Annotated in this window: 10 protein-coding genes and 1 riboswitch; of the genes, 4 read left to right on the forward strand and 6 right to left on the reverse strand. The window is 72.6% G+C overall.

Annotated elements, in window-relative coordinates:
* Positions 1-48 precede the first annotated feature (48 nt).
* A complete protein-coding gene (locus WT16_RS09050) occupies positions 49-1,110 on the reverse strand; it encodes a HoxN/HupN/NixA family nickel/cobalt transporter (RefSeq protein WP_006026693.1) in 1,062 nt (353 codons plus the stop codon).
* A 295-nt stretch (positions 1,111-1,405) separates the two neighbouring features.
* A riboswitch (cobalamin riboswitch) is annotated at positions 1,406-1,665 on the reverse strand.
* 417 nt (positions 1,666-2,082) lie between these two features.
* Between WT16_RS09050 and WT16_RS09055 the strand changes: the two genes are divergently transcribed.
* The 4 genes from WT16_RS09055 (at position 2,083) to WT16_RS09070 (ending at position 5,309) form a co-directional block, all read left to right on the forward strand.
* Complete coding sequence (locus WT16_RS09055) at positions 2,083-2,520, forward strand: cobalamin biosynthesis protein (RefSeq protein ID WP_006026691.1); 438 nt, start codon at positions 2,083-2,085, stop codon at positions 2,518-2,520.
* Positions 2,521-2,564: 44 nt separating this feature from the next.
* On the forward strand, positions 2,565-3,167 hold the full coding sequence (gene cobO / locus WT16_RS09060) for a cob(I)yrinic acid a,c-diamide adenosyltransferase (protein WP_006026690.1): 603 nt from the start codon (positions 2,565-2,567) through the stop codon (positions 3,165-3,167).
* Positions 3,168-3,171: 4 nt separating this feature from the next.
* A complete protein-coding gene (locus tag WT16_RS09065) occupies positions 3,172-4,533 on the forward strand; it encodes a cobyrinate a,c-diamide synthase (RefSeq protein WP_063533179.1) in 1,362 nt (453 codons plus the stop codon).
* 203 nt (positions 4,534-4,736) lie between these two features.
* Entirely contained in the window at positions 4,737-5,309 is a 573-nt protein-coding gene (locus WT16_RS09070; protein WP_043282594.1) for an inclusion body family protein, read from the forward strand.
* 86 nt (positions 5,310-5,395) lie between these two features.
* Here the strand turns inward: WT16_RS09070 and WT16_RS09075 are convergent, their stop codons facing one another.
* The 5 genes from WT16_RS09075 to WT16_RS09095 form a co-directional block, all read right to left on the reverse strand.
* On the reverse strand, positions 5,396-6,235 hold the full coding sequence (locus WT16_RS09075; protein WP_009912369.1) for a formyltransferase family protein: 840 nt from the start codon (positions 6,233-6,235) through the stop codon (positions 5,396-5,398).
* Between the two features lie 64 nt (positions 6,236-6,299).
* On the reverse strand, positions 6,300-8,519 hold the full coding sequence (locus WT16_RS09080) for a TonB-dependent siderophore receptor (RefSeq protein ID WP_059934296.1): 2,220 nt from the start codon (positions 8,517-8,519) through the stop codon (positions 6,300-6,302).
* Positions 8,520-8,566: 47 nt separating this feature from the next.
* Entirely contained in the window at positions 8,567-9,988 is a 1,422-nt protein-coding gene (locus WT16_RS09085; RefSeq protein WP_015600746.1) for a lysine N(6)-hydroxylase/L-ornithine N(5)-oxygenase family protein, read from the reverse strand.
* A 128-nt stretch (positions 9,989-10,116) separates the two neighbouring features.
* Positions 10,117-15,243, reverse strand: coding sequence for a non-ribosomal peptide synthetase (locus tag WT16_RS09090; protein ID WP_063533180.1), 5,127 nt, complete (start codon positions 15,241-15,243; stop codon positions 10,117-10,119).
* A gap of 43 nt (positions 15,244-15,286) precedes the next feature.
* The gene (locus WT16_RS09095) at positions 15,287-25,303 is read right to left on the reverse strand and encodes a non-ribosomal peptide synthetase (RefSeq protein ID WP_063533181.1); all 10,017 of its coding nucleotides are present in this window, start codon (positions 25,301-25,303) and stop codon (positions 15,287-15,289) included.
* Between the last annotated feature and the right edge of the window lie 3 nt (positions 25,304-25,306).

Here is a 25,306-nt window from a genome sequence, read left to right on the forward strand (position 1 = left end):
GCGGTGCGCGAACGCGCGCGGCTCACGAGGCAATTTCACGCGCGGATCTCATGCGGAGATCGTCACGTCGATGTCGTCGTAGCGCTTGATCCGGTAGACGAGCGCGGAGACGATCCAGCTCGCAGCGAACAGGCCGATCACGACGTAGCCGAGAACGCCGAAGTGCTCGGCCGCCATCGCTGCGAAGTCCCACAGGCCGCCCTTGAGCGCGAGCTTGCCGCCGATGAGGGCGAGCGCCTCGATGCCGCCGATCACGACCGCGACGAGCACCGACACGAACGTGATCGTCATGTTGTAGTAGATCTTGCGGATTGGCCGCACGAACGCCCAGCGGTACGCGCCCATCATCATGATGCCGTCCGTCGTGTCGACGAGCGTCATGCCCGCGGTGAAGAGCACGGGCAGCGCCATCACCGACCAGAACGACAGCCCGCCGTGCGCCTGCGTCGCCGAGATGCCGAAGAGCGCGATCTCGGTCGCGGTGTCGAAGCCGAGGCCGAACAGGAAGCCGATCGGATACAGGTGCCAGCTACGCGACACGATCGCGAACAGCGGCCGGAAGATCCGCGCGAAGAAGCCGCGCTGGTTGAGCAGGAGGTCGAGATCCTGCTCGACGAGCGGCTCGCCGCGCCGCACCGCGCGAAACGTGCGGTACACCGAGATCAGGATCAGCAGGTTCGCGAACGCGAGCACGAGCAGGAAGAATGCCGATACGCTCGTGCCGATCGTGCCGCCCCACGCCTTCATTCCTTCGAAGCGCTCGGCGAGCGTCGCGGCCGTCAGCGCGACGGCGACCGTCATCAGCAGCACGACGCTCGAATGCCCGAGCGAGAAGAAGAGCCCCGCGCCGAGCGGGTTCTTTTTCTCGTGCATCAGCTTGCGCGTGACGTTGTCGATCGCGGCGATGTGGTCGGCGTCGACCGCGTGGCGCAGCCCGAACGTGTACGCGAGGAGCGCGGTGCCGAGCAGCACCGGCTGGCCGTGGAATGCGGCGAACGCCCAGACCCACGCGCCGACGTTGAACGCGATCAGCATCGCGTAGATTCCGACGATCTTGCTGCGCAACTCGACGGGGCTGTCGTTGAAGAGACGGAGAAACGATTTGAGCATGGCGCTCCCTTTGCGAACGGTCGACAAACACGATGAATGCCAACACGCGCGGCATCGCGCGCGATGCGCGCGCTCCCCGCTCCTTCCTTGCGTCGATCGCCCGCGCGCCGGTATGCGTCTGCGGCGTCGCGTTCGCGACATGCGCGGCGCGCGCCGAAGCGCGCGGCGGCGGACGGGGATGAAGCAGGCAAGCCGCGTCAAGCGGCGCGATGCAGCCGTGGACGATACGCCGCATCCCCGCGGCGCTGAACCTCGGGGCCGCTCGCCGCCGCGGCCGCGCATGCGCACGACCGGCGAACGGGCCCCGTGTCTCGGCCGGTATCCGGGCTGACGAAAACGCCGCTTCACCTTCCCGGACGCGATGCGTCCAGTGGTTGGTCGCGCATGCCGTCAGGCACGCGGAGAAGCCGGCGTCGCACCGCTTGCGCGATGCCTTCGCTTACCGTTGCGGGGGCAGCACAGGTTGGCGAGCCGCGACGCGGCGACGCTCCCTGTTTCCCGTTTGACTGCGTGCGACAGAAGCCGCACGCGAGCACCGAAACGCGAGCGAGTGTAGGCCGTGCGGGCGCGGTGCGTCAAGGCGGACAAAAGCGCCGACAAAAGAGCAAACAAAAAGGAGAACAAAAGGCGCCGCCGCGATCGTGCGGCGGGCCGCCCTGCCGGCGCTGTGCTATCGTATGCGCGCGTTCGGTGCCCGCCGCGCGTCGCGCATCCCGCCCACGCGCCACTGTCTTCACGGACGGAAAGGCGGCGGGATGGCAAGCGCTCGGCCCGGATACCGGCCGACGCACGGGGCGAGCCGCGCTCGCCGAACGCCCGGTTCCGCGGGGACGGAAGCGGGCGCGCCATCCACGCAACCCATGCGATCCGACACCCGGCCGGCAAGCCGGCCGTCGATCGCCGAGACCGCATGATCCGATCCGATTCACGCCACCGGAACCCGCGCGAGCGCGATGCGCGCGCGGCCGTCCGATGATGCGCGTCGCGCTCGGCATCGGCTGCCGCGCGGGGCGGCCCGCCGACGCGATCGAGGCGGCGATCCGCGCGGCGCTCGCCCGTTTGCCGGAGGCGTCGCTCGCCGATGTCGGCGTCGTCGCGACGCTCGACGCGAAAGCGCGCGAGCCCGGCCTCGTCGCATGCTGCGCGCGCCACGGCTGGCCGCTCGCCGCGTTCTCGCGCGACGAGATCGCCGCGCACCTCGCCCGTCTCGCCCACTTTGCGCACGTTGCGCACCTCGGCCGCGACGCGTCGCTCGCGGCGAGCGCCCCGCCGTCCGCGGCCGTGCGCGCGCGCTTCGGCATCGACGGCGTTTGCGAGCCGTGCGCGCTGCTCGCCGCGCCGAACGGCGCGCTCATCGTGCGCAAGCTCGCGCTCGACGGCGTGACGGTCGCGCTCGCCGGCCCGCTGTGACGCGCGCCGATCCCCGAACCCAACGACTCACAGGACTCCAGTCGATGAAAACCGATTCCGAATCGCATCAACGCATGACCGAGCGCCGCCGCGCGGGCCACGAGAAGAAACAGGCCGCCGCGACCGTCGAGAAGGGGCTTTTGATCGTCCACACCGGCAACGGCAAGGGCAAGAGCACGGCCGCGTTCGGGATGGCCGTGCGGATGCTCGGCCACGGGATGCGTACGGGCGTCGTGCAGTTCATCAAGGGCGCGCTGCACACGTCCGAGCGCGATTTCCTCGGCGCGCACGCGCAATGCGATTTCGTCACGATGGGCGACGGCTACACGTGGAACACGCAGAACCGCGACGCCGACATCGCGACCGCGCGCCGCGGCTGGGACGAGGCGCGCCGGATGATCGAAAGCGGCGATTACCGGATGGTGATCCTCGACGAATTGAACACGGTGCTCAAGTACGACTACCTGCCGCTCGACGAAGTGCTCGCGACGCTCGCCGCGCGCGATCCGGCGCTGCACGTCGTCGTGACGGGCCGGCATGCGCCCGACGCGCTCGTCGACGCGGCCGACCTCGTCACCGAGATGCGGCTCGTCAAGCATCCGTACAAGGAGCAAGGCGTGAAGGCGCAGCGCGGCGTGGAGTTCTGACGCGATGCCCGCCTGCCCCGCGCTCTTCGTTGCCGCCGCCGCGTCCGGCCAGGGCAAGACATCGGTGACGGCGGCGCTCGCGCGCCATCACCGGCGGCTCGGCCGGCGCGTGCGCGTGTTCAAGACCGGCCCGGATTTTCTCGATCCGATGCTGCTCGCGCGCGCGAGCGGCGCGAGCGTCTATTCGCTCGATCTCGGGATGGTCGGCGAGCGCGGCTGCCGCGCACTGCTTGCGCGCGCCGCGGCCGAAGCGGACGTGATCCTGATCGAAGGCGCGATGGGGCTCTTCGACGGCACGCCGTCGAGCGCCGATCTCGCGCAGGCGTTCGGCGTGCCCGTCGCCGCGGTGATCGCCGCGCAATCGATGGCGCAGACGTTCGCCGCGCTCGCGTTCGGGCTTGCGCATTTCCGGCCCGGCGTGCCGTTTCACGGGGTGCTCGCGAACCGCGTCGGCTCCGGGCGCCACGCGCAGTTGCTGCGCAGTGCGCTGCCCGAATCGATCCGCTGGCTCGGCCATCTGCCGCGCGATGCGCAGATCGCGCTGCCGGAGCGGCACCTCGGGCTGCATCAGCCGGACGACGTCGCCGATCTTGACGCGCGGCTCGACCGCGCGGCCGACGCGATCGCGCACACGGCGCTCGCCGAGCTGCCGCCCGTCGTCGAGTTCGCGTTCGACGGCGATGCGAATGCGGCGACGAGTCGCGCGGCAGACGGCAGCGGCGCGTCTTTCGCATCGGCCCGCGCCGCCGACGCCGGGCCAAGCCTCGCCGGCAAGCGGATCGCGATCGCGCGCGACGCGGCGTTCTCGTTCATCTATCCGGCGAACCTCGACCAACTGGAAGCGCTCGGCGCCGGGCTCGCGTTCTTCTCGCCGCTCGCCGACGAGCCGGTGCCCGACGGTTCCGACGCGCTCTACCTGCCGGGCGGCTATCCGGAGCTGCATGCGGCGCGGCTCGCGGCGAACGCGACGGCCGCGCGCTCGATCGCCGCGCACGTCGCGGCGGGCAAGCCGGTCGTCGCCGAATGCGGCGGGATGCTGTACCTGAGCGAAACGCTCACCGACGCCGACGGCGTGACGACGCCGATGCTCGGCCTCGTGCCGGGGCATGCGACGATGCAGCGCCGTTTCGCAGCCTTGGGCATGCAAACGCTCGCGACCCGTTTCGGCGTGCTGACGGGGCACACGTTCCACTACTCGCGGTTTTCGACGCCGCTTGCGCCGAGGCACGGCGCGACGCGGCCCGACGACGGCGCGGCGGGCGAAGCGGTCTATCGGCACGGGCCGATCGTCGCGACGTATCTGCACGCGTACTGGCCGTCGAATCCGCGCGCGGCGGCGGCGCTGTTCGCGCTCGACGCGCTGTAGCCGTCGCGCGATCGCCTCGAAGATGCGGGTGTAATTCCGTGTAATGGCGCATTGCTTCGCGCCTTCCTAGCATGGTCATATCGTCGGCGCTCATCGCCGGCGACAGCGGGCACGGGGCGGCATTCGCCCGGATCGCGATCGCGGATCGCGCTACGCAATGCTCGACAAAAAAACGGATATTTCACATCAGAACGAGGTAGATCATGGTCACGGTCAATTCGAGAATCGACAGCGCGAGCGCGTCGAGCCACATCACGATCAACGTCATGACGGTGATGGACGTCGCCGCGATCATCGACGAGGTCAGGGCGCAAGAGAAAAATCTGGGGCAAACGCCGGACACGGCAACGCCGATCGGCCACAAGTATATCTACATGTCGTCGGACGACCCGCGCGGCTGGAGCGTCGGCAACGATCCCGGCAACATCACGCTCAACGCCCATGTCGCCGACACGCTGTCGTTCTACTGCACGAGCACGAGCGGCAATTCCGAATACGCCGCTTTCATCTACAGGCTGACGGGCGGCGATCCGCAACTCGATCCGTCCCACGTGAACGTGATCAAGCTCCAGAACGCGGCGCAGCCGACCCCGCCCGACGGCTATCCGTTCACGACCGGACCGGTGGCGTTTTCCAGTTGCGACGCCAAGGTGGCCCAGCAAGGAGAGGCCAAGAACTTCTACGTGTGGGCTGCGCTGTTTACGCTCGACGACAGCGGCGAAAAGCAGGTGCTCGCCGGATACGTCAAGTGGGACCCGACGGTCAACGTCGCCTGACCCGTCATCCGCTCGCTCGTCGCGGTATCGTCCGAACGGATTCTCGCGAGGCGGGCGCGCCGCATCCGCGGCGCGCCCGCGCGCGCTCACGCCACGCGCGCGTCGAGCCCCGCCATCATCGCGAGCCCCTCATGCAGCGCCGGAAACAGGCTGCGGTTGAAGTTGTTCCAGCGCAGCTCCAGGATCGTGTCGTCCGGGTCGATCTCGGTGTTCAGCACGTCGTGGATCACCTCGCCGGAATCGACGCCGTTGTCGACGTAATGGAACGACGCGCCCGTCATCCGCAGCGGCTCGACCGGCACGGTCCGCTTTGTCGTCCAGTCGACGACCTTCTGCCCGCGCGCACCGAACAGCGCGTCGAGCGTCGCATACGCGCCGCGCCGCTCGTATGGCGATTCCGCGCGCGTGATGCCCGGATGGATGTTGACGACCCGCCGGCAATACGGCGCGCCCGGCCGCACGAGCTCGTCGAGGATCACGAGCAGCCCGTCGAGCACGACGAGATCGGCGCCGAGAGCGTCGAGCGTCTCGCGCAGGCGCGCTTCGAACGCGTGCTTGCCCGCCGGCCGCGCGGGCGAGCCGAGCGGCTCGCGCCGGTATCCGGACGGAATCGCGAGCAGCAGATCGTTCACGAGCCGGCCCTGCACGCGCAGCTCCGGCGGATAGAACCAGCGCTTGCCGGGCTCGTGCGCAAAGCCGTATTCGGCGAGCTTCTCGCGGTCGAGCGGCGAACCCGCATCGTCGTCGTAGATCACGCGCTCGAGCGAGTACGCGTCGCCGAGCTCGGTGTCGTTCAATGCGTCGACGAGCGATTCGAGCACCGACTTCATGTAGCGCGTGCCGCCCTTGTAGTCGATCTGCTGCCCCGCCCTGTCGGCGGCGGCGTTTCTCAGCGACCAGATGTAGACGAGCTTCTTCCTTGCCATCGCAGTGTTGTCCTCTCGTTCGGGCGGCGCGCCGCCGCGCCGCCCTTGGGATGATGAAACGCGCTTACCAGTTGTATTTCGCCGTCGCGATCACGGTGCGCTGGTTGCCGTACAGGCACACCGAATCCGACTGGCAGCCGGCCACGTAGCGGCGGTTGAACAGGTTCGTCGCGTTGAGCGCGAAGCGCCAGTTGCGCAGCTCGTAGTGCAGCGCCGCATCGAACAGCGTGTAGCTCGGCACCGTCAGCGAGTTGTCGGCCGCGCCCGCCGACGCGCTCATGTAGCGCACGCCCGCGCCGACGCCGAAGCCCGTGAGCGGCCCGTTGCGCCACGTCCAGTCGGCCCACAGCGATGCGATCTGGCGCGGGCGCGGCACGTCGACGGGCCACTTGTTCAGCGTGTCGTCGTTCGCCTGCACGTTCTTCACGTCCTGGTAGACGTAGGCGGCGATCACCGACAGCTCGCGCGACAGGTTGCCCACCGCGCTCAGCTCGATCCCGCGCGAGCGCACCTCGCCGACCTGCACGAACGTGCTGCTCGTCGAATCGTTCGGATTGCTCATCGCGACGTTCGTCTGGTTGATCTGGTAGACGGCCGCGTTCAGCATCAGGTTCCTGGCCGGCGGCTGCCAGCGCAGGCCGGCCTCGATCTGGCGGCCCTTGGTCGGCGTCGCGAGCCCGCCGCCCGCGAGCTTCAGGCCGATCTGCGGATTGAACGACGTCGAATAGCTGAGATACGGCGCGAGGCCGTAGTCGCCGAGATACGTGAGGCCGACGCGCCCGCTGAACGCGTGGTCGTTCTGCCTGAAGCTCGCCGAGTTCGCGATGTCGTCCTGCGACGTGCGCGTCCAGTCCTGCCGGCCGCCGAGCGTCAGCACCCAGCGCTGCCACTTGATCTGGTCCTGCACGTACAGGCCGAACGCGTTGAGCGTCGTCTTCGTGTCGGTGCGCGGGTACGCGTTCGGCCCGCTGAAGATGTCGGCCGGAATCGGCGCGTAGACCGGCCGGTACAGATTCAGGCTCGGCCCCTTCGCGAGCCATTCGCTGTCGGTCGTCGTCTGCCGGTTGTAGTCGAAGCCGAACAGCAGCGTGTGGCTCAACGGCCCCGTCGCGAATTTCGCCTGCGCCTGGTTGTCGACGTCGAAGCGGCTGTAGTTGAACTGGAAGAGGCCCGCGTAGCGCGTCATCGTCGCCATCGTCGGGTCCGCGTCGTCGAGGCCGCCGCCGTACACGGACGCGTCGTCGAGCGACAGGTGCATCCAGCGCACGTTCTGCCGGAACGTCCATACCGGGTTCAGCCTGTGCTCGAACTGATAGCCGAGCGACCACTGCTTCTTGCGGTAATGGTCGAAATTCGCATCGGCCGTGTACAGGTCGTTCGAGATCGTGCCGTTCGGATTCGGCAGCACGGTGCCGCGCGACGGCAGGAAGTTGGTCGACGTGTCGCCCCAGTCCTGCAGGTACGTCGCGGCGAGCGTGAGCGACGTGTCCGCGTTCGGCTGCCACTTGAGCGACGGCGCGAACGACACGCGCTGGTCGGCGAGCGGCCCCGTCTGCGCATTGCCGTCGCGGCCCACGCCGACGATCCGGTACGACAGCGTGCCGTCCTTGTCGATCGTGTCGCCGACGTCGAACATCAGTTGCTTGCGCGCGTAGTTGCCGATCTGCACGCCGACCTCGCGGATGCGCTCGCCGTTCGCGAGCTTGCTCTGCACGTCGACGATCGCGCCGGGGTCGCCCTGCCCGTACAGCACCGACGTCGGGCCGCGCAGCACGGCGATGCTGTCGATCATGTACGGATCGACGCGCCAGCTCGACAGGTTCAGCGTGTTCGGCACCTGCAGCCCGTCGACGAACACGGTCGGCGTGAAGCCGCGCAGCGCCGCGTACCAGTCCGAGCGGTTGTCCGACCCGTAGCTCGAGAAGCCCGGGATGTAGCGGAACGCCTGATTGATATCGGTCGCGCCCGTCGCCTCGATCTGCTGCGCGGTGACGATGTTGATCGTCTGCGGGATCTCGATGATCGGCGTATCGGTTTTCGTGCCCGTCGTGCTGCGCCGCGCGACGAGGCCGACGGCCGCGTCGCGCTCCGTCTGCCCCGACACCGAGATCGCGGGCAACGTGCCGCCCGCCGCGGTGCCCCCGTTCACCTGACTGCCCGGCTGCCGCAGGTCTCCTCCTGGCTGCGTCGCCTGTGCCTGCGCATGACTCGCCGCCGCCGCGTAGAACGCCACGCCTGCCGCGGCTGCGATCGCACGCACGCGCGTGCTGGTTGCCCACTCCATCTTCCTTTGCTCCAAGTTGCAAAGCGGCCGCGAGGCCGCCCCCTTCATCAAAGAGCGATGGCCAGCCGGCCGTCGCTCACCCCGTTGTTGTCATGTCGTGGCCGCGCGCGGTCTTCGCGCCGGTCGGCTGTGTCGTGTTCGGCCGCGTCGCCCCCGTCGGCGAGCGACGCGGCGATTTCGTCCGCGCGGCGCGCGAGCACCGACAGCAGCGTGTCGGACAGCCCGTGGCTGTCCTCGCAGCAGCCTTGCAGATAGATCCGCGGCTTGAAGTGCGCGGGCGTCGCGAGCCGGTAGTCGCGCGCGACGTCGCCCGCCGCGAGCGCGTCGCCCAGATGCGGCGCGAGAGCGTCGAGGAGCGGCAGATGCGTGTCGCGGCGATAGCCGGTCGCGAGCACGAGCGCGTCGAAGCGCTCGGCGCGCGCGTCGCCCGTCAGGCGGTCGCGCAACGCGAGCTCGACTTGTCCATCCGCCGTGCGCGCGGCCGATTCGATCGCGGTGTTCGCGAGCAGCCGGTGGCGCGGCGCGCCGTCCGACGCGCCGGGCACGCGCTGCAGATAGAGCATTTCGTAGATCTGCTCGATGAGCGGCCGGTCCACCACCGCGTAGTTCGTGTCGCGAAAGCGCTCGATGAGCGAGCGCCGGCCGCTCGCCGGCTGTGCGTAGACGACGTCGGTGAACGCCGGATTGAAGATCTCGTTGACGAACGGGCTGTCGTCCGCGGGCTTGAGCGCGCCCGAGCGGATCACGAGGCTCGCGTCGACGTGCGGGAAGCGCCGCGCGAGATCGACGAACACCTCGGCCGCGCTTTGGCCCGCGCCGATCACCGCGACGCGTTTTTTCACGTGGGCGTTCGGCGCACGGGCGTCCGGCGCGCCGACCAAGCGGTCGATCGACGTCAGGTAGTTCGACGAATGGGCGACGCACGCCGGCCCGAGCGCGGCGAACGCGTCCGGCACGCTCGGCGCGCCGCCGACGCCAATCGACAGCGCGCGCGCGACGCGGTGCCGCTCGCGCCCGTCGGCGTCCTTCGAGAACACGCGCAGCGCGTCGATCTCGCCGGGCGCGCCCGGTGCCGCGACGGGCTCGATCGCCGTCACCGTCTCGCCGTAGTGGACGCGCTCGCCGAACGCGCTCGCGACCCAGCTCAGGTAATCGTTGAACTCGACGCGCGTCGGGTAGAAGTTCTTCAGGTTGACGAATTCGCTCAGGCGCCCGTGCTCGTACAGGTAGTTGATGAACGTGAAGCGGCTCTTCGGATCGCGCAGCGTGACGAGATCCTTCAGGAAGGAGATCTGCATCCGGCAGTCGTCGAGCAGCATCCCGCGGTGCCAGCCGAATGCCGGCTGGCGCTCGACGTAGCAATGCGTGAACGCGGCCGCGTCGCCCGCTTCAGCGAGGCGCACGGCGAGCGCGAGGTTCGACGGTCCGAAGCCGACGCCGATCAGGTCGAATACGGTATCTCTCTGCATGTCTCTGATTCCCTTAACGGTGTGGCCGGCGCGCGGACGGCGCCGGCCGGACAAAAACGCAATGCGGATCGAGCGCATCGCCGATGCGGCAGATCCGCTCCCGGCGCGGCGAATACGGCGGGCGGCGCTCAATCGGCATCGCGCGCCTCCGTGGCCGGCTGGCCCGCCGCGTGCGCGGCGCGCTCGGCGAGCGCCGCGAGGCTCGGCGCGGCGAACACGTCGGCGATTGCGAGCGCGAAGCCGGCCGCGCGCGCCGCGTCGACGAAGCGCACGACGTCGAACGATGTCGCGCCCGCTTCGAACAGGTCGTCGTGCGGCGCGGGCGCGGCGAGGCCGAGCGCCGCGCGCCACACGTCGGCGAGCGCGTGCGCGCGGCGCTCGGCCTCGGCCTCGCTTGCCGCGTGCGACGACGGCGACCGCGCGGCGCGCCCATCGTGCATATCGTGCATATCGAGCGGAAAGCGCGCGGCGCACGCGCCGAGCGCGCGCGCGGGCGCGTCGACGAAGCCGCGCACGACGTCCAGATAGTCGGCCGCGAGCGCGGCGACGAATGCGCCGTCGACGCGCTCGGTCGCATACGAGAACGCGCCCGTCACGCGGCCGTCCGGATGCTCGACGATGTCGAGCTCCAGCTCGAACACGACGCGGTGCCGGACGTCGTTGAATTCGTCGACCGCAAGCCCCGCCCAGTCGCGCGCGGCGGCGCCCGCCGGCCGCAGGTAGTTGAACATCACCTGGAACAGCGGATTGCCGTTGACCGCGCGCGGCGCGCGCAGCGCGGCGACGACGTCGCAGAACGGCGCGTCCGCGTGCGCATACGCGGCGAGCGCCGCGTCGCGCACGGCGGCGACGAGCGTGGCCGGCGTATCGGCGCCCGACAGCCGCGTGCGCACGACGACCGCGTTGATGAAGAGCCCGAGCGCGCGCTCGGCCGCGTCGCCCGTCAGCTCGCGCGTCGACGCGAGCACGCCGACCGGCTGATCGGTCGAGCCCGTCGCGCGGTAGAACGCCGCGTTCAGCGCCGCGTGCAGCAGCATCGGCAGCGTCGCGTGCGCGGCGAGCGCCATCGTGCGCGCGCGGCGCACGAGCGCGCCGTCGAGCGCGAACGCGAGACGGCCCGCGTCCCAGCGCGGCGCCGCCGCGCGGCCCGTGCGCGGCGGCGGCAGCGCGTGCGACGGCACGCCGGCGAGCGCCTCGCGCCAGAACGCGAGGCGCGCGCGCGGCGCGGCGGCGGGCAGCACCAGGGCGTCGCGCGAATCCGGATGCCGATCCGCCCGCGTCCCGGCCCGCGCATCCGGCGCCGCCGGCGTCCATTCGCCCGCGCGCCGCGCGACGTATGCCGCGCGAACCTCGTCGAGCCACAGATCGATCGATTGCCCGTCCGACACGATGTGATGGATGACGAGCGACAACACGTGATCGTGCGCGCCGAGCCGGACCACGCGCGCGCGCCACAGCGGCGCATCGGCGGCAAGATCGAACGGCGCGAGCGCGTCGTCGTCGGTCAGCGCGACGGCGGCGGCGAGCCGCGCGTCGTCGTCCGCGGCGCGCGAATCGGCGCGCAGGTCGACGATCGGCAAATCGACGCGCCGCGCCGGCACGATCCGCTGCCCCGGCGCGCCGTCCGCCCGCGCGACGATCCGCGTGCGCAGCGCCGGATGCCGGGCGGCCGCGCGCGCGAACGCATCGGCGAGCGCATCGATGTCGAGCGCGCCGCGCAGCCGCAGCGCAACCGGAATGTTGTACGCGGCGCTGTCCGGCTGCGCGCGCCACAGGAACCACAGGCCGCGCTGCGCGGCGGACAGCGGCAGCACGCCGTCGGCGTCGGGCGCATGCGCTGCGATGCTCGCGCCGGGCGCGCCGTGCGGCGCGTGCGCCTGCGCGGCGGCGGCCACGCACTGCGCATACGGCGCGAGAATCGGCGCCTCGAACAGCGCGCGCACCGGCACGTCGCGCGCGAGCCGCTCGGCGACGCGCGTCGCGACGCGCACCGCCGCGAGCGAATGGCCGCCCAGCTCGAAGAAATGATCGGCGCGGCCGACCCGCTCGAGCCCGAGCACTTCGCGCCAGATCTCCGCGAGCGCCGTCTCGATGTCGCCCTCGGGCGCCTCGTAGGCGCGCGCGACGTGCGCGGGCTCGGGCAGCGCCGCGCGGTCGACCTTGCTGTTCGCGTTGCGCGGCAGCGCGTCGAGCACGACGATGTGCGCGGGCACCATGTAGTCGGGCAGCGTGCGGCGCAGATGCGCGTCGAGCCCGGCCGCGTCGGCGCGCCGCGCGCGCTCGCGCGCGTCGCCCGTCAGCTCGACGAACGCGACGAGCCGCGCCTGCGCGCCCTTGCCGAACACCACCGCCACCGCCTCGCGCACGTCGTCGTGCGCGGCGAGCTGCGCCTCGATCTCGCCCAGTTCGATCCGCAACCCGCGCAGCTTCACCTGATGGTCGATGCGGCCGATGAAGTCGAACACGCCGTCCGTGCGGCGGCGCACGAGGTCGCCCGTGCGGTACAGCCGCGCGCCGGGCGCGCCGTACGGATCGGGCACGAAGCGCTCGGCCGTGAGCGCGGCGCGCCCCAGATAGCCGCGCGCGAGCCCGATGCCCTCGCCGCCCAGATACAGCTCGCCGATCACGCCGACAGGCAGCGGATTCAGGCGCGCGTCGAGCACGTGCGCGGTGCGCGCGCCGACGAGCGTGCCGATCGGCAAATACGCGGCGTCCGCGAGCCTGGCCGGATCGTCGCCCGGCGCGAACATCCACAGCATCGGCGTGATCACCGTTTCGGTCGGCCCGTAGCCGTTGACGACGCGCGCGTTAGGAAACGCGCGGCGCATCAGCGCGAACGCCTCGCGCGACGTCGCCTCGCCGCCCACCGTGATCGAGCGTAGCGACGGCGGCGCGCCGTGCTCGAGCGCCCATTCGGCGAGCTGCGTCGCGCAGCCGGGCGGCACGTAAGTCATCGTCACGCCCTCGCGCGCGATCAGCTCGCAGGTACGCGCGGGCGGCCACAGCGTGTCGGCCGTCACCGCGACGGCCGCGCCCGACAGGTACTGCGAGAACCAGCCTTCGTGCGCGCCGTCGAAATTGACCGACTGGAACAGCATGAACACGTCGCGCCCGGTCACGCCGTAGCGCGCGGCGATCGCCTCGCAATGGCGCGCGAACGCGCCGTGATCGACGACGACGCCCTTCGGCTTGCCGGTCGAGCCCGACGTGTAGATCACGTATGCGGCCTGATGCGGCGAGACGTCGGGCAGCGCGACGCCGTCGATCTCCGAGTCGGCGATCGCATCGTCGACGAGCCACGCGCGCGTCGCGCCCGCGAGCGGCAGCGCGTCGACGCTGCCGCGCTCGGTGATCACGTGCGCGATCTGCGCGTCGTCGAGCATCTGCGCGAGGCGCTCGCGCGGGTGGCTCGGATCGAGCGGCACAAACGCGCCGCCCGACTTGAGCGCGGCGATCAGCCCGACGAGCAGATCGACGGAGCGCGACAGCGCGACGCCCACGCGCATCTCCGCGCGCACGCCCGCCGCGACGAGGCGCTTCGCGAGCCGCGCCGCGCGCGCGTCGACCTCGCCGCGCGTGAGCGCGCGCTCGACGTCGGCAACGCCGCGCGCGTCCGGGCAGCGGCGCGCATGCGCGGCGATCCGGTCGTGGACCGAGACGAATGGCTCGCCGAATGGCTCGCCGAGCCTCGCGCCGACGCCGCGCTCCGGCGCTGCCCGGCGCGCCTCGTGACCCGAGAAATCGATGAAATCATGCGTCTGCCCGTTCCACGCGGCGAGCTGACGGCGCTCAGCCTCAGGCAGCCATTGCAGGTCGCCGAGCGCCGCGCCGGGCGCGTCGAGCGCGTGCGCGAGCAGTTCGACGTAGCGCGCGGCGAAACGCTCGATCGCGTCGGCGTCGAAAATGTCGGTCGCATAGACGAAGCGCGCGTCGAGCCCGCCGTCGTCGCGCTCGTCGAAGCTGAGCGCGAGATCGAATTTCGCATAAGGCATGCCCGACGGCAGCTCGGTCGCGCGCACGTCGGCGAACGACGGCAGCACGCGCCGCGCGCCGTAAGCCGCCATCACCTGAAAGAGCGGATGGTGGCTCGCGCTGCGCGCGACGCCGAGCGCGTCGACCACCTGATCGAACGGCACGTCCTGGTGCGATTGCGCATCGATCAGGCCGCGCTGCGTCGCGTCGACGAGCGTGTCGAACGCGAGCGCCGCGGGCGTTTTCGCCGCGAGCGTCAGCGTGTTGACGAAAAAGCCGATCAGCCCGACGGTCTCGCCGCGCTCGCGATTCGCCGACGGCACGCCGATCCGGATCTCGGGCTCGCCGCTCGCGCGCGCGAGCAGCGTCGCGAGCGCGGCGAGCAGCACCGCGAACGGCGTCGCGCGGCGCGTCTGCGCGAGCGCACGCGTGCGTTGCGCGAGCGCGGCGGGCACGTCGAACGCATGGCGCGCGCCGCTCGCGCCGCGCCGCGCGGGCCGCGTCGCGGCGCCCGGCAGCAGCAGCACGTCGCGGCTCGCGTCGAGCGTCGCGCGCCAGTGCGCGAGCTGCCGCTCGCCCTCGCCCGCGTCGAGCCAGCGGCGCTGCCAGAGCGCGTAGTCCGCGTACTGCACCGGCAGCGGCGCGAGCGACACCGCGTCGCCCGTCGTGTACGACCGGTAGAACGACGACAGCTCGGCGAGCATCACGTCGGCCGACCAGCCGTCCGACACGATGTGGTGCGTCGTCAGCACGAGCCAGTGCGTGGCCGCATCGAACCGGATCAGATGCGCGCGCACGAGCGGGCCGTGCGCGAGATCGAACGGCTCGGCCTCGTCGCGCTCGGCGACGGCCGCCGCGCGCGCGTCGCGCGCCGCGGCGCTCGCGCCGGCGAGATCGGTGAATCGCCACGGGCAGCGCATCGGCGCGTGCACCGTCTGCAGCACGCCGTCGGCGCCTTCGGCGAACGTCGTGCGCAGCGCCTCGTGGCGCGCGATCAGCGCGTCGCACGACAGCCGCAGCGCGTTCGCGTCGAGCGCGCCGTCGAGGCGCAGCCGCTCGGTGATGTGGTACGCGGCCGATTCGCCGAGCAGGCGCGCGTGCAGCCAGAGGCGCGTCTGCGCGAACGACGCCGGCACGCTCGCCGCGCGGTCCTCGCGCGGCGGGATCGGCAGCATCCGGAAATCGATCCCCGCGTCGCCGAGCTTCGCGAGGAACTGCTTGCGCTGCGTGTCGGGCAGCCGCGCGAAGCGCGCGGCGAGCGACAGCAGATCGGGGGAGGTCATGCGGGCTCCTTCATGCGGGTTCCTGTGCTCTTGATTGGGCGCCTTACTGGGCTTCGAACTCGCCGAGCAGCGCGTCGATCGCGCTCGCGGCGTCGTGGTCGCGGCCGGCTTCGTGCGCGCGGTCGATCGCCGCCGCGCAGCGCGCGAGCGTGCGTTCGTCGAAGATCGTGCGCAGCGGCAGCGTGAGCGACCACTGCAGATTCGCCTGCGCGTTCGCCTGCGCGGCGAGCAGCGAATGGCCGCCGAGCGTGAAGAAATCGTCGTCGCGGCCGATGTCGGGCAGCTTCAGCACGCGCTGCCAGATCGCCGCGAGCGCGCGCTCGGTGTCGGTTCGCGGCGCGTCGATGACGCGCGCGTCGAACACGGGCGCCGGCAGCGCGCGGCGGTCACACTTGCCGTTCGGCGTGACGGGCAGCGCCTCGAGCGCGACGAGCTGCGCGGGCACCATGTACGCGGGCAGTTGCGCGCGCAGCCGCTCGATCTGCGCGGCCGCGTCAAATTCGGCGGGCGCCGCGCACGCGACGTAGCCGACGAGCCGCTCGTCCCGCACGATCACGACCGCGTCGCGCACGCCGTGCGCCGCGCGCAGCAGCGCCTCGATCTCGCCCAGCTCGATGCGCTGGCCGCGCAGCTTCACCTGCGTGTCGATCCGGCCGAGATAGTCGAGCGCGCCGTCGGCGCGCCGCCGCGCGAGGTCGCCCGTGCGGTACAGGCGCGCGCCGGGTGCGAACGGATCGGGCACGAAGCGCTCGGCCGTCAGCGCCGCGCGGCCGAGGTAGCCGCGCGCGAGCCCGGCGCCGCCGAGATACAGCTCGCCCGTCGCGCCGACGGGCACCGCGTGCAGCGCGGCGTCGAGCACGTGCAACCGCACGTTCGCGATCGGCCGGCCGATCGGCACCGCGGCGGCCGCGGCGTCGTCGGCCGTGCAGCGCCAGTGCGACACGTCGATCGCCGCCTCGGTCGGGCCGTACAGGTTGTCGAACCGCGCGTGCGGCAGCAGCGCGGCCACGCGCGCGACCAGCTCGGGCGCGAGCGCCTCGCCGCTCGCGACGATCGTGCGCACGCTCGCGCAGCGCGCAGCCGCGCCGAAATCGTCGAGATACGCGACGAACGCGGCGAGCATCGACGGCACGAAGTGCAGCGTCGTCACGCGATGCGCGTCGATCGCGGCGACGAGGCGCGCCGGATCGCGGTGATCGCCGGGCGCCGCGATCGCGAGCGTCGCGCCGACGGCGAGCGGCCACACGAACTCCCACACCGACACGTCGAAGCCGAACGGCGTCTTGTGCAGCACGACGTCGCCGGGCGTGAGGCGGTACGCGCGCTGCATCCACGCGATCCGGTTCGCGAGCGCGCCGTGCGTGTTGCCCGCGCCCTTCGGCTGGCCGGTCGAGCCGGACGTGTAGATCAGGTACGCGAGCTGGTCCGGCGCGACGTCGGCCGCCGCCGCGATGCGGTCGGCTCCGTTTTCGGTTGCGGTTGCGGTTGCGGTTGCGATTTTGCCCGGACGAGCGGCCGGCGCGCGTTCGAGCAATTCGTCGACGGTGACGACGACGGCATCCGCGCCCGCCAGCGCCGCGCCGACGCGCGCGCGCAGATGCGCCTGCGTGATCACGACGGGCGGCTTCGCGTCGCCGAGCAGGTACGCGACCCGCTCGGCCGGATAGTCGGGATCGACGGGCAGATACGCGGCGCGCGCCTTCATCGCGCCGACGAGCGCGACGACCATGTCGAACGAGCGCTCGACGCACAGCGCGACGACCGAATCGGGCCGCACGCCGCACGCGACGAGCGCCGCCGCGACGCGCCCGGCCTTCGCATCGAGTTCGCCGTAGCGCATCTGCGCGACCGTGCCGCCGCCGGCGGCATCGGCAATTTCAAGCGCGATCGCGTCGGGCCGCGCGCGCGCGGCCGCCTCGAATTGCGCGAAAAGCGGTGCGCGCTGCGCGGCGGGCCAGTCGACATCGGTCGCGTTGCTGCGCGCGATCAGCGCGAGATCGTCGGCGCCCGCGCACGAGATCGCGCCGAGCGGCGCGTCGGGATCGCCGACGAGGCCCGCGATGCACGCGGCGAACGCGCGGTGCAGCGCCTCGACGCGCGCCTGCCCGATTCGCGCGGGATCGTAGCCGTAGTCGATCGCGAGCGTGTCGCCCGCTTCGATCACGAGCGTCACCGCGAAATCGGTCGCCTCGATGTTGCGCAGGTCGCGCTTTTGCAGCGCGCGCGCATCGCGCCCCTGCCACGCTTCGTCGACCGGATAGTTCTCGAACACGACGAGCGTGTCGAACAGCGCACCGCCCAGGCCCGCCCACTGCTGGATCTCGTAGAGCGGCGTGTGCGCGTGCTCGAGCGCCGCCGCGTTGTCGCGCTGCAGGCTCGCGAGCCAGTCGCGCGCGGCGAGCTGCGGCAGCGGCGCGGCGATCACCGGCAGCGTATTGATGAAGAGACCGAGCACCGTGTCGACGTCGGGCAGCGCGTCCGGGCGCCCCGCGACCGTCGCGCCGAATGCGACCGCCGTGCGATGCGTCATTCGCTGCAGCGCAAGCGCCCACGCGCCCTGCACGATCGTGTTGACGGTCACTTTCATCCGGCGCGCCGCCTCGGCGAGGCGCGCGGTGTCCGCGGCGGGCAGCGTCGCGCGCCAGTTCGCGCGGCCGGCCGTCTCGCGCGCGGCCGCGCTGTCGTCCGATGCGTCGCTCGATGCGTCGCCCGGTACTTCTCCCGGTACTTCTCCCGGTACGCTGTCCGGTGCCGCGACGGATGCGCCGATCGCGCCGTGCTCGCGCTCGGCGACGCGCGTCGGCTCGTCGAGCCGCGCGACGCGTTCGAGCCAGAACGCGCGGTCCGCGTCGGCATCGCGCCGCGCGAGCCACGCGATGAAATCGCGGTAGCGCGTGCGCGCCGGCGCGGCGAACGGATTCGCGCGCGGCGGCTCGATGTAGTCGCGCAGCACGTCCGCGAAGAGGCGCGCGGTGCTCCAGCCGTCGAGCAGCAGATGGTGACGGGTCCAGACGAGCCGCCAGTCGGTCTCGCCCGTGCGGATCAGCGTCACGCGCATCAGCGGCGGCGCTGTGAGATCGAAGCCGCGCGCGCGGTCGCCGGCGAGCCACGCATCGAGCGCCGCGTCGCGCTCCCCGGCCGACGCGTGCGCGCCGCGCCAGTCGATGATCTCGACCGGCATCCGCGCATGGCGGTGGACGATCTGCATCGGCGCCGCCTCGTGCGCGGCGAAGCCGGTGCGCAGGATGTCGTGGCGCGGGACAGCCGCGTCGAACGCGGCGCGCAGCCGCTCGACGTCGGGCTCGACGAGCGTCGCGACGAGTTGGTTCACGTACGTCGCGCGCTCCGGCGCGAACAGCGAATGGAACAGGATGCCCTGCTGCATCGGCGACAGCGGATAAATGTCGTCGATCGCGCGCGCGTCGAACGGCAGCCGATCGAGCGCCGCCTGCGTGAGGCCGGCCGCGCGCGCGAGCGGATAGTCGCCGGGCGTCGCGCCCGCGCCGCGCTCGGCTACGCGCGCGCGGCACGCGGCGGCGAGCGTGCGCAGCGCGGCGTCGAACTGCGCGGCGAGCGCGTCGATCGTCGCGCGGTCGAACTGCGTCGCGCCGTACACCCAGTGCACTTTCAGCGCGCGGCCGTCGTTCTCGTCGACATACACGTGAATCGCGAGCGCGTTGCCGAGCGGCCCCGCCGGGTCGCGCTCGCGGCCCGCGCCGCCGAAACGCGGCACGAGCGCGGCGTCGCGCGGCGCATCGAACTGGCCAAGGTAGTTGAACGTCACGCGCGGACGCGCGACCTGCGCGAGCGCGGCGCGCGTCGCGTCGTCGCCGTCATGGCGCAGCACGCCGAAGCCGAGCCCCTTGTTCGGCACCGCGCGCAGCGCGTCCTTCACGCCGGCGAGTGTCGCTGCGGGCGTCGGCTCCACCGCGAACGCGACCGGATAGTGACTCGTCAGCCAGCCGAGCGTGCGGCTCGCGTCGATGTCGTCGAAGAGCGCCTCGCGGCCATGCCCCTCGAGCTCGAGCCGGCACGCCGCCGCGCCCGTGTGGCGGCCGAGCGCGGCGACGAGCGCCGCGATCAGCAGCTCGACCGCGTGCGTGCGGTACGCGGCGTTCGCGTCGGTCAGCACGTCGCGCGTGAGCGACGCGTCGAGCGTCTGGATCACGACGTCGGCGTCCGCGTTGATCGCCGCCGCGTCGGGACGGTCGAGCCGCAGATCGTCGTGCGGCGCGGCGAGCGCGGCCCAGTACGGCAGCTCGCCCGCGAATGGCCCGGCCGGATCGCGGGCCGCGCGCGCAAGACGTGCCGCCCATTCGGACGCGCTCGCGCCCGTCGGCCCGAGCCGCACCGCGCGGCGCTCGCACGCGGCGCGATACGCGGCGTCGAGATCGTCGAGCAGCACGCGCCATGACACGCCGTCGACGATCGCGTGATGAATCGCCAGATAGAGCTTCGTCGCGCCCGCCGGCAGCGCCGCCGCGAACGCGCACGCGAGCGGGCCGCGCGTCAGGTCGAGCGCGGCTTGCAGCGCGTCGAACTGCGCGAGCGCATCCGCCTCGTCGCGCACGGCGGCGGCCGCGAGCGGCAGCGTGTCGAACGCGCGCGGCGCGGCGCACATCTGCCATGCGCCGTTTTCCCCCGTTTGCGCGAAGCGCTCGCGGAACACGGGGTGGTGGGTCAGCAGCGCGTCGAACGCGCGCGCGAATGCGTCGAAATCGAACACGCCGGAAACGTCGAGCTCGATCGACTGGTTCCAGTGGCCGCGGCGCGGGATGTCAAGATCGAAGAAACGCCGCTGCGCGGGCGTGAGCCGCGCTTCGTCCGGTCGCGCGGCTGACGCCGGTCGCGCAGCGGCGGCGGCCGCGCCCTCCCTCGGCGCCGCGGCCTCGATCGCCGCCGCGACGCGCGCGAGCTCGGCGAGCGTCGGGCCGTCGAACAACTGCTTCGGCGTGAACCTGACGCCGCGCTTGCGCGAGCGCGCGATCACCTGCAACACGAGGATCGAATCGCCGCCTAGCTCGAAGAAGTTGTCGTGACGGCCGATGCGCGTCGCCTTCAGCACGTCGCGCCAGACGGCCGCGAGCGTCTCTTCGACGGGGCCTTGCGGCGCGTCCTCGTCGGCGGCGGGCGCGGGCGCGGGTGTCTCGGCGAGCGCGCGCAGCGCCGCGCGATCGATCTTGCCGTTCGCGGTCACGGGCAGCGCATCGAGCACGACGAGCGCGGCGGGCACCATGTAGTCGGGCAGGCGCGCGGCGAGCGCATCGCGCAGCGCGTCGCCCGACATCCGCGCGCCGGCAGCGGGCGTCGCGAACGCGACGAGGCGCAGCCGTCCTTCGTGCCCGACCGCGAGCGTCTCTCCTTGCGCGACACCCGGCAGCGCGCGCAGCGCGGCGCTCACCTCGCCCGGCTCGACGCGGTAGCCGCGGATCTTCACCTGATCGTCGAGTCGGCCGAGGAAATCGAGCCGGCCGTCCGCGCGCAGCCGCACGCGGTCGCCCGTCCGGTAGACGCGCGCGCGCGCCTCGTGCGGATGCGGGACGAAACGCTCGGCGGTCGCCGCCGCGCGGCCCAGGTAGCCGCGCGCGACGCCCGGCCCGCCCAGATACAGCTCGCCGATCGCGCCGACGGGCACGCTCGCGCCGTACGCGTCGAGCACGCACGCGTGCGCGTTCGGCAGCGGGCGGCCGAGCGGCACGCCGCGCGCCGGCGCGCCGCCCGCTTCGCTCGCGCTCGTCACACCCGCGCGCAAGTCGGCCTGCGCGGGCGCGGACGTGTCGCACACGAGCGCGCCGACGGTCGCCTCGGTCGGCCCGTAGTGATTGATCACGCGGCAGCCGGGCTTGAGCGCGGCGATCCGCTCGACGAGCGACCACGGCAGCGCCTCGCCGCCCGTGACGAGCGCGTGCGCGGGCAGCACGTCGGCCGCGCGCTGCGCGTCGAGCAGCGCGTGCAGATGGCTCGGCACGATCTTCAGCACGCCGACCTCGCGCGCCGCCATTTCTTGCGCAAAGCGGTCCGGATCGAACGCCGCGTGCGCGGGCAGCAGATGCAGCGTGCGGCCCGAGCACAGCGCGCCGAACAGCGTCGTGTGGCCGAGGTCGGCTGCGACCGTCGACACCATCGCCATCGATGCGTCCGGCGCGAACGCGAGCTCGTCGAGCATCCCGGCGACGTAATCGGCGAGCGAGCGGTGCGACACGACGACGCCCTTCGGCGCACCCGTCGAGCCCGACGTGAAAATCAGATACGCGGCCTGCTCGGGCTGCGGCGGCACGCGTGGCGCGGCGGCGTGCGCGAGCGACGCGTCGTGCGCGCAGGCGTCGACGTCCTGCACGGCCACGCCGTCGAAATCGCCGAGCGCGCCGGGATCGCCCGCCGCGAGCATCCGGCGCGCGCCGCACGCGGCGAGCGCCGCGGCGATCCGCTCGCGCGGCGACGCCGGATCGAGCGGCACCGCATACGCGCCCGACTTCAGCACGCCGACGAACGCGACGACGAAGCGCGCCGAACGCTCGATGCAGATCGCGACGGGCGTCTCCATGCCGGGCGTCGCCACGCCGGACGCTTTCACGCGCGCGCCGTCGCGCCGCAGCGCGAGCGCGACGCGGTTCGACGCGTCGTCGAGCTCGGCGAACGTGAGCTGCGTGTCGGCGTCCGCGAGCGCGATCCGATGCGGATGCTCGGCCGCCTCGCGCGCGAAGAGCGCCAGCACGTCGGGCGCGGTCGCGAGCGGCCGGCCCGCGAGCAGCGCGCGCGGCGCGCCGCCCTGCGCGACCGCGAGCTCGGCGATCGTGCGGCGCGGATCGCGCACCGCGTCCTCGACGAGCGCCGCGAAGCTGTCGAGCCACGCCTGCGCGGTCGCCTCGTCGATCCCGTCCTGTGCATACGCGGCGACGAATTCGATGCCGCGCGCATCGTCGGTGAAATCGAGCGCGTAATCGAAGCGCGCGGCCGGATCGAGCCCCGGCGCCATCCGCACGGTCGCGCCCGGCAGCGTCGCCGAGAGCGCCAGATCGAACTGCTGCGCGAACTTCACGCGCAGCCACTCGTCGCCGCGCCGCACGGGCGGCTTCACCGCGTCGACCACCTTGTCGAACGGCACGTCCTGATGCGCGAACGCGCCGAACGCGGCGTCGCGCACCGAAGCGACGAGCGATTCGAACGACTGCGCGGGCGACACGCGCGCGCGCAGCGCGAGCGTGTTGAGGAACAGGCCGACGAGCGGCGCGGTTTCCGGCCGCGCGCGCTGCGCGATCGGCGCGGCGACGGCGAGATCGCGCTCGCCCGTCAGGCGAAAGAGCCACGCGTCGAACGCGGCGAGCAGCACGGTGAACGGCGACGCATGCAGCCGCCGCGCGGCATCGCGCACCGCGTCCGACGCGGCAGGCGAAAGACGCCGCGCGAGCCGGCCGCCGCGATAGTCCCGCTCGGCCGCGCGCGGCCGGTCGAGCGGCAGCGCGAGCGGCCCGGGCGCGTTCGCGAGCGCGGCGCGCCAGTACGCGAGCTGGCGCGCCGTCTCGTTCGCGTCGAGCGCGTCGCGCTGCCATTGCGCGTAGTCGGCGTACTGGATCGGCAGCGCCGGCAGCTCGGGCGCCCGGCCCTCGGCGAGCGCCGCGTACGCGGCCGTCAGCTCGGCGAACGCACAGCGCGAACTCCAGCCGTCGCTGACCGCGTGGTGCGTCGTCAGCAGGAAGCGCTGCGCGCCGTCGGCGAGCGTGACGAGCAGCGCGCGCACGAGCGGGCCGTCGGACAGGTCGAATGGCGCGCTCGCGTGGCGCTCGGTCAACTCGGCCAGGCGCGCGGCGCGCGACCCGCCGGCCTCGCCGCGCAGGTCGACGGCCGCGATCCGCACCGGCAGCGCCGCGTGAATGCGCTGCACGACGACGCCGTCGTCGTTCTCGACGAGCGTCGTGCGCCATGCCTCGTGACGCGCAATCAGCGTGTCGAGCGCGCGCTGCAGCGTGCCGGGGTCGAGTGCGCCGTCGACGTCCCAGTGGAACGACACGTGATACGCGGCGCCCGCGTCCTGCGTGCGCGCGAGCACCCAGAAGCGCTGCTGCTCGAACGAGGCGGGACGCTCGAACGCGCCGGCCGTTTCGATTGCCTCGCCCGCCTCGTCCGCTCCGCCCACCTTGTCCACGTTGCCCGCGTCGATTGCATCGGCCGTGATCGCGCGCGTCGCAGGCGTCCCGATCGCGGCCGGCCGCTGCTCTTCGCGCTCGGCCGCATCGATGCGCGCGGCGAGCTCGGCGAGCGGCGCGTCGTCGAAAATCGCGTCGAGCCGCAGGTTGACGCGCCAGTCGAGCCGGATCGCCGCCTGCAGTTGCATCGCGGCGAGCGAATCGCCGCCGCGCACGAAGAAGCGGTCGACGCGGCCGATCGGCGCCGGGTCGTGCAGCAACCGCTGCCACAGCGCGGCGACGCGGCGCTCGGTGTCGGTGCGCGGCGCGTCGAAGTCCGCGGCGGCCCCGGCCGGCTGCGCCGCAACCGCGTCGCGCAGCGCGGCGCGGTCGAGCTTGCCGTTCAGCGTGTACGGCAGCGTGTCGAAGCGCACGAACCGATGCGGCAGCCACGCGGCCGGCAGATGCGCGGCGACGTGCGCGCGCAGCGCGTCGTCGTCCGGCCGCGCATCGGAACGCGCATCGCCGGCCGACGTTTCGCGCTGCGCCGCCGCGAGCGCGACGCATGCGATCAGTTGCGTGCGCCCGCCCGCCGTCTCGGCGAGCACGCCCGCGTCGCGCACGCCCGGATGCGTGAGCAGGCACGCGGCGATCTCGCCCGGCTCGACGCGCACGCCGCGCACCTGCACCTGATCGTCGATCCGGCCGAGATAGTCGAACGCGCCGTCCGCGCGCTCGCGCGCGAGGTCGCCCGTCCGGTAGATCCGCGCGCCGGGCTCGCCCGCCGGATCGGGCAGGAAGCGCTCGGCCGTCAGCGCGGGGCGGCCGTGATAGCCGCGCGCGAGGCACGCGCCGCCGAGCAGCAGCTCGCCCGCGTCGCCGCGCGCGACCGTGCCGTCGGCATGCTCGACGCGCGCGGCGCGCCAGCCGATCGGCCAGCCGATCGGCAACGACGCGTAGCCGTTGCCGTCGTCCAGCGCGGGCGCCGTGCCCGGATCGACCGGCCAGAGCATCGGCGAGATCACGGTTTCGGTCGGCCCGTAGCCGTTGACGAGGCGGATCGCCGGGAGCACGCGGCGAATCTCGTCGAACGCGTCCTGCGACATCGCCTCGCCGCCGAACAGCAGCACGCGCAGCGACGGCGGCACGCCTTCGCGCGCGCACACGGCCGCGAACTCGCGCAGGTACGCGGGCGGCAGCGTCGTGTTCGTCACGCGCTCGCGCGAAATCAGCGCATGCGCGGCGTCGGGCGGAAACGGCGGCGGATCGCTGATCACGACGCTGCCGCCGACCGCGAGCGGCACGAGCCACGCCTCGATCGCGACGTCGAAGTTCACCGACGCGAAATGCAGCACGCGATCGCCGGGCCCGATCGGCAGCGACTCGGCGAGCGCGTCGCCGTGCGCGGCGAGCGGGCCGTGCTCGACGACGACCGCCTTCGGCGTGCCCGTCGAGCCGGACGTGTAGATCATGTACGCGGCCGCGCGCGGATGCACCGCCGCGCCGTGCTCGCGCGGCGCGGCCGGGTCCGCCGCCGCGACGCTCGCGACGTCGAAGCACTGCGCGAAGCGCGCGCGCATCGCGGCGTCGGCCGACGCATCGACGATCCCGTGCGCGAGCCCCGCGTCGCGCGCGACCCAGTCGAGCCGCGCGGCCGGATGGCGCGGATCGAGCGCGACGAACACGCCGCCCGCCTTCATCACGGCGAAAAGCGCGACGAACAGGTCGCACGCGCGCGCGACGCACACGCCGACCGGCACCTCCGCCGCCACGCCCGCCGCGCGCAGTTGCGCGGCCAGGCGCGCGGCGCGGTCGTCGAGTTCGCCGCGCGACAGGCGCACGGTGTCGGGCGTGAACGACGCGAGCGCGGGCGCGTCGGGGTCGAGTCGCGCGAGCGCGTGGATTCGATGATGCAGCGCAGTCGGAAAGCTCGTCATAGG

This window comes from Burkholderia sp. MSMB1589WGS, assembly GCF_001636105.1.
Taxonomy (GTDB): domain Bacteria; phylum Pseudomonadota; class Gammaproteobacteria; order Burkholderiales; family Burkholderiaceae; genus Burkholderia; species Burkholderia humptydooensis.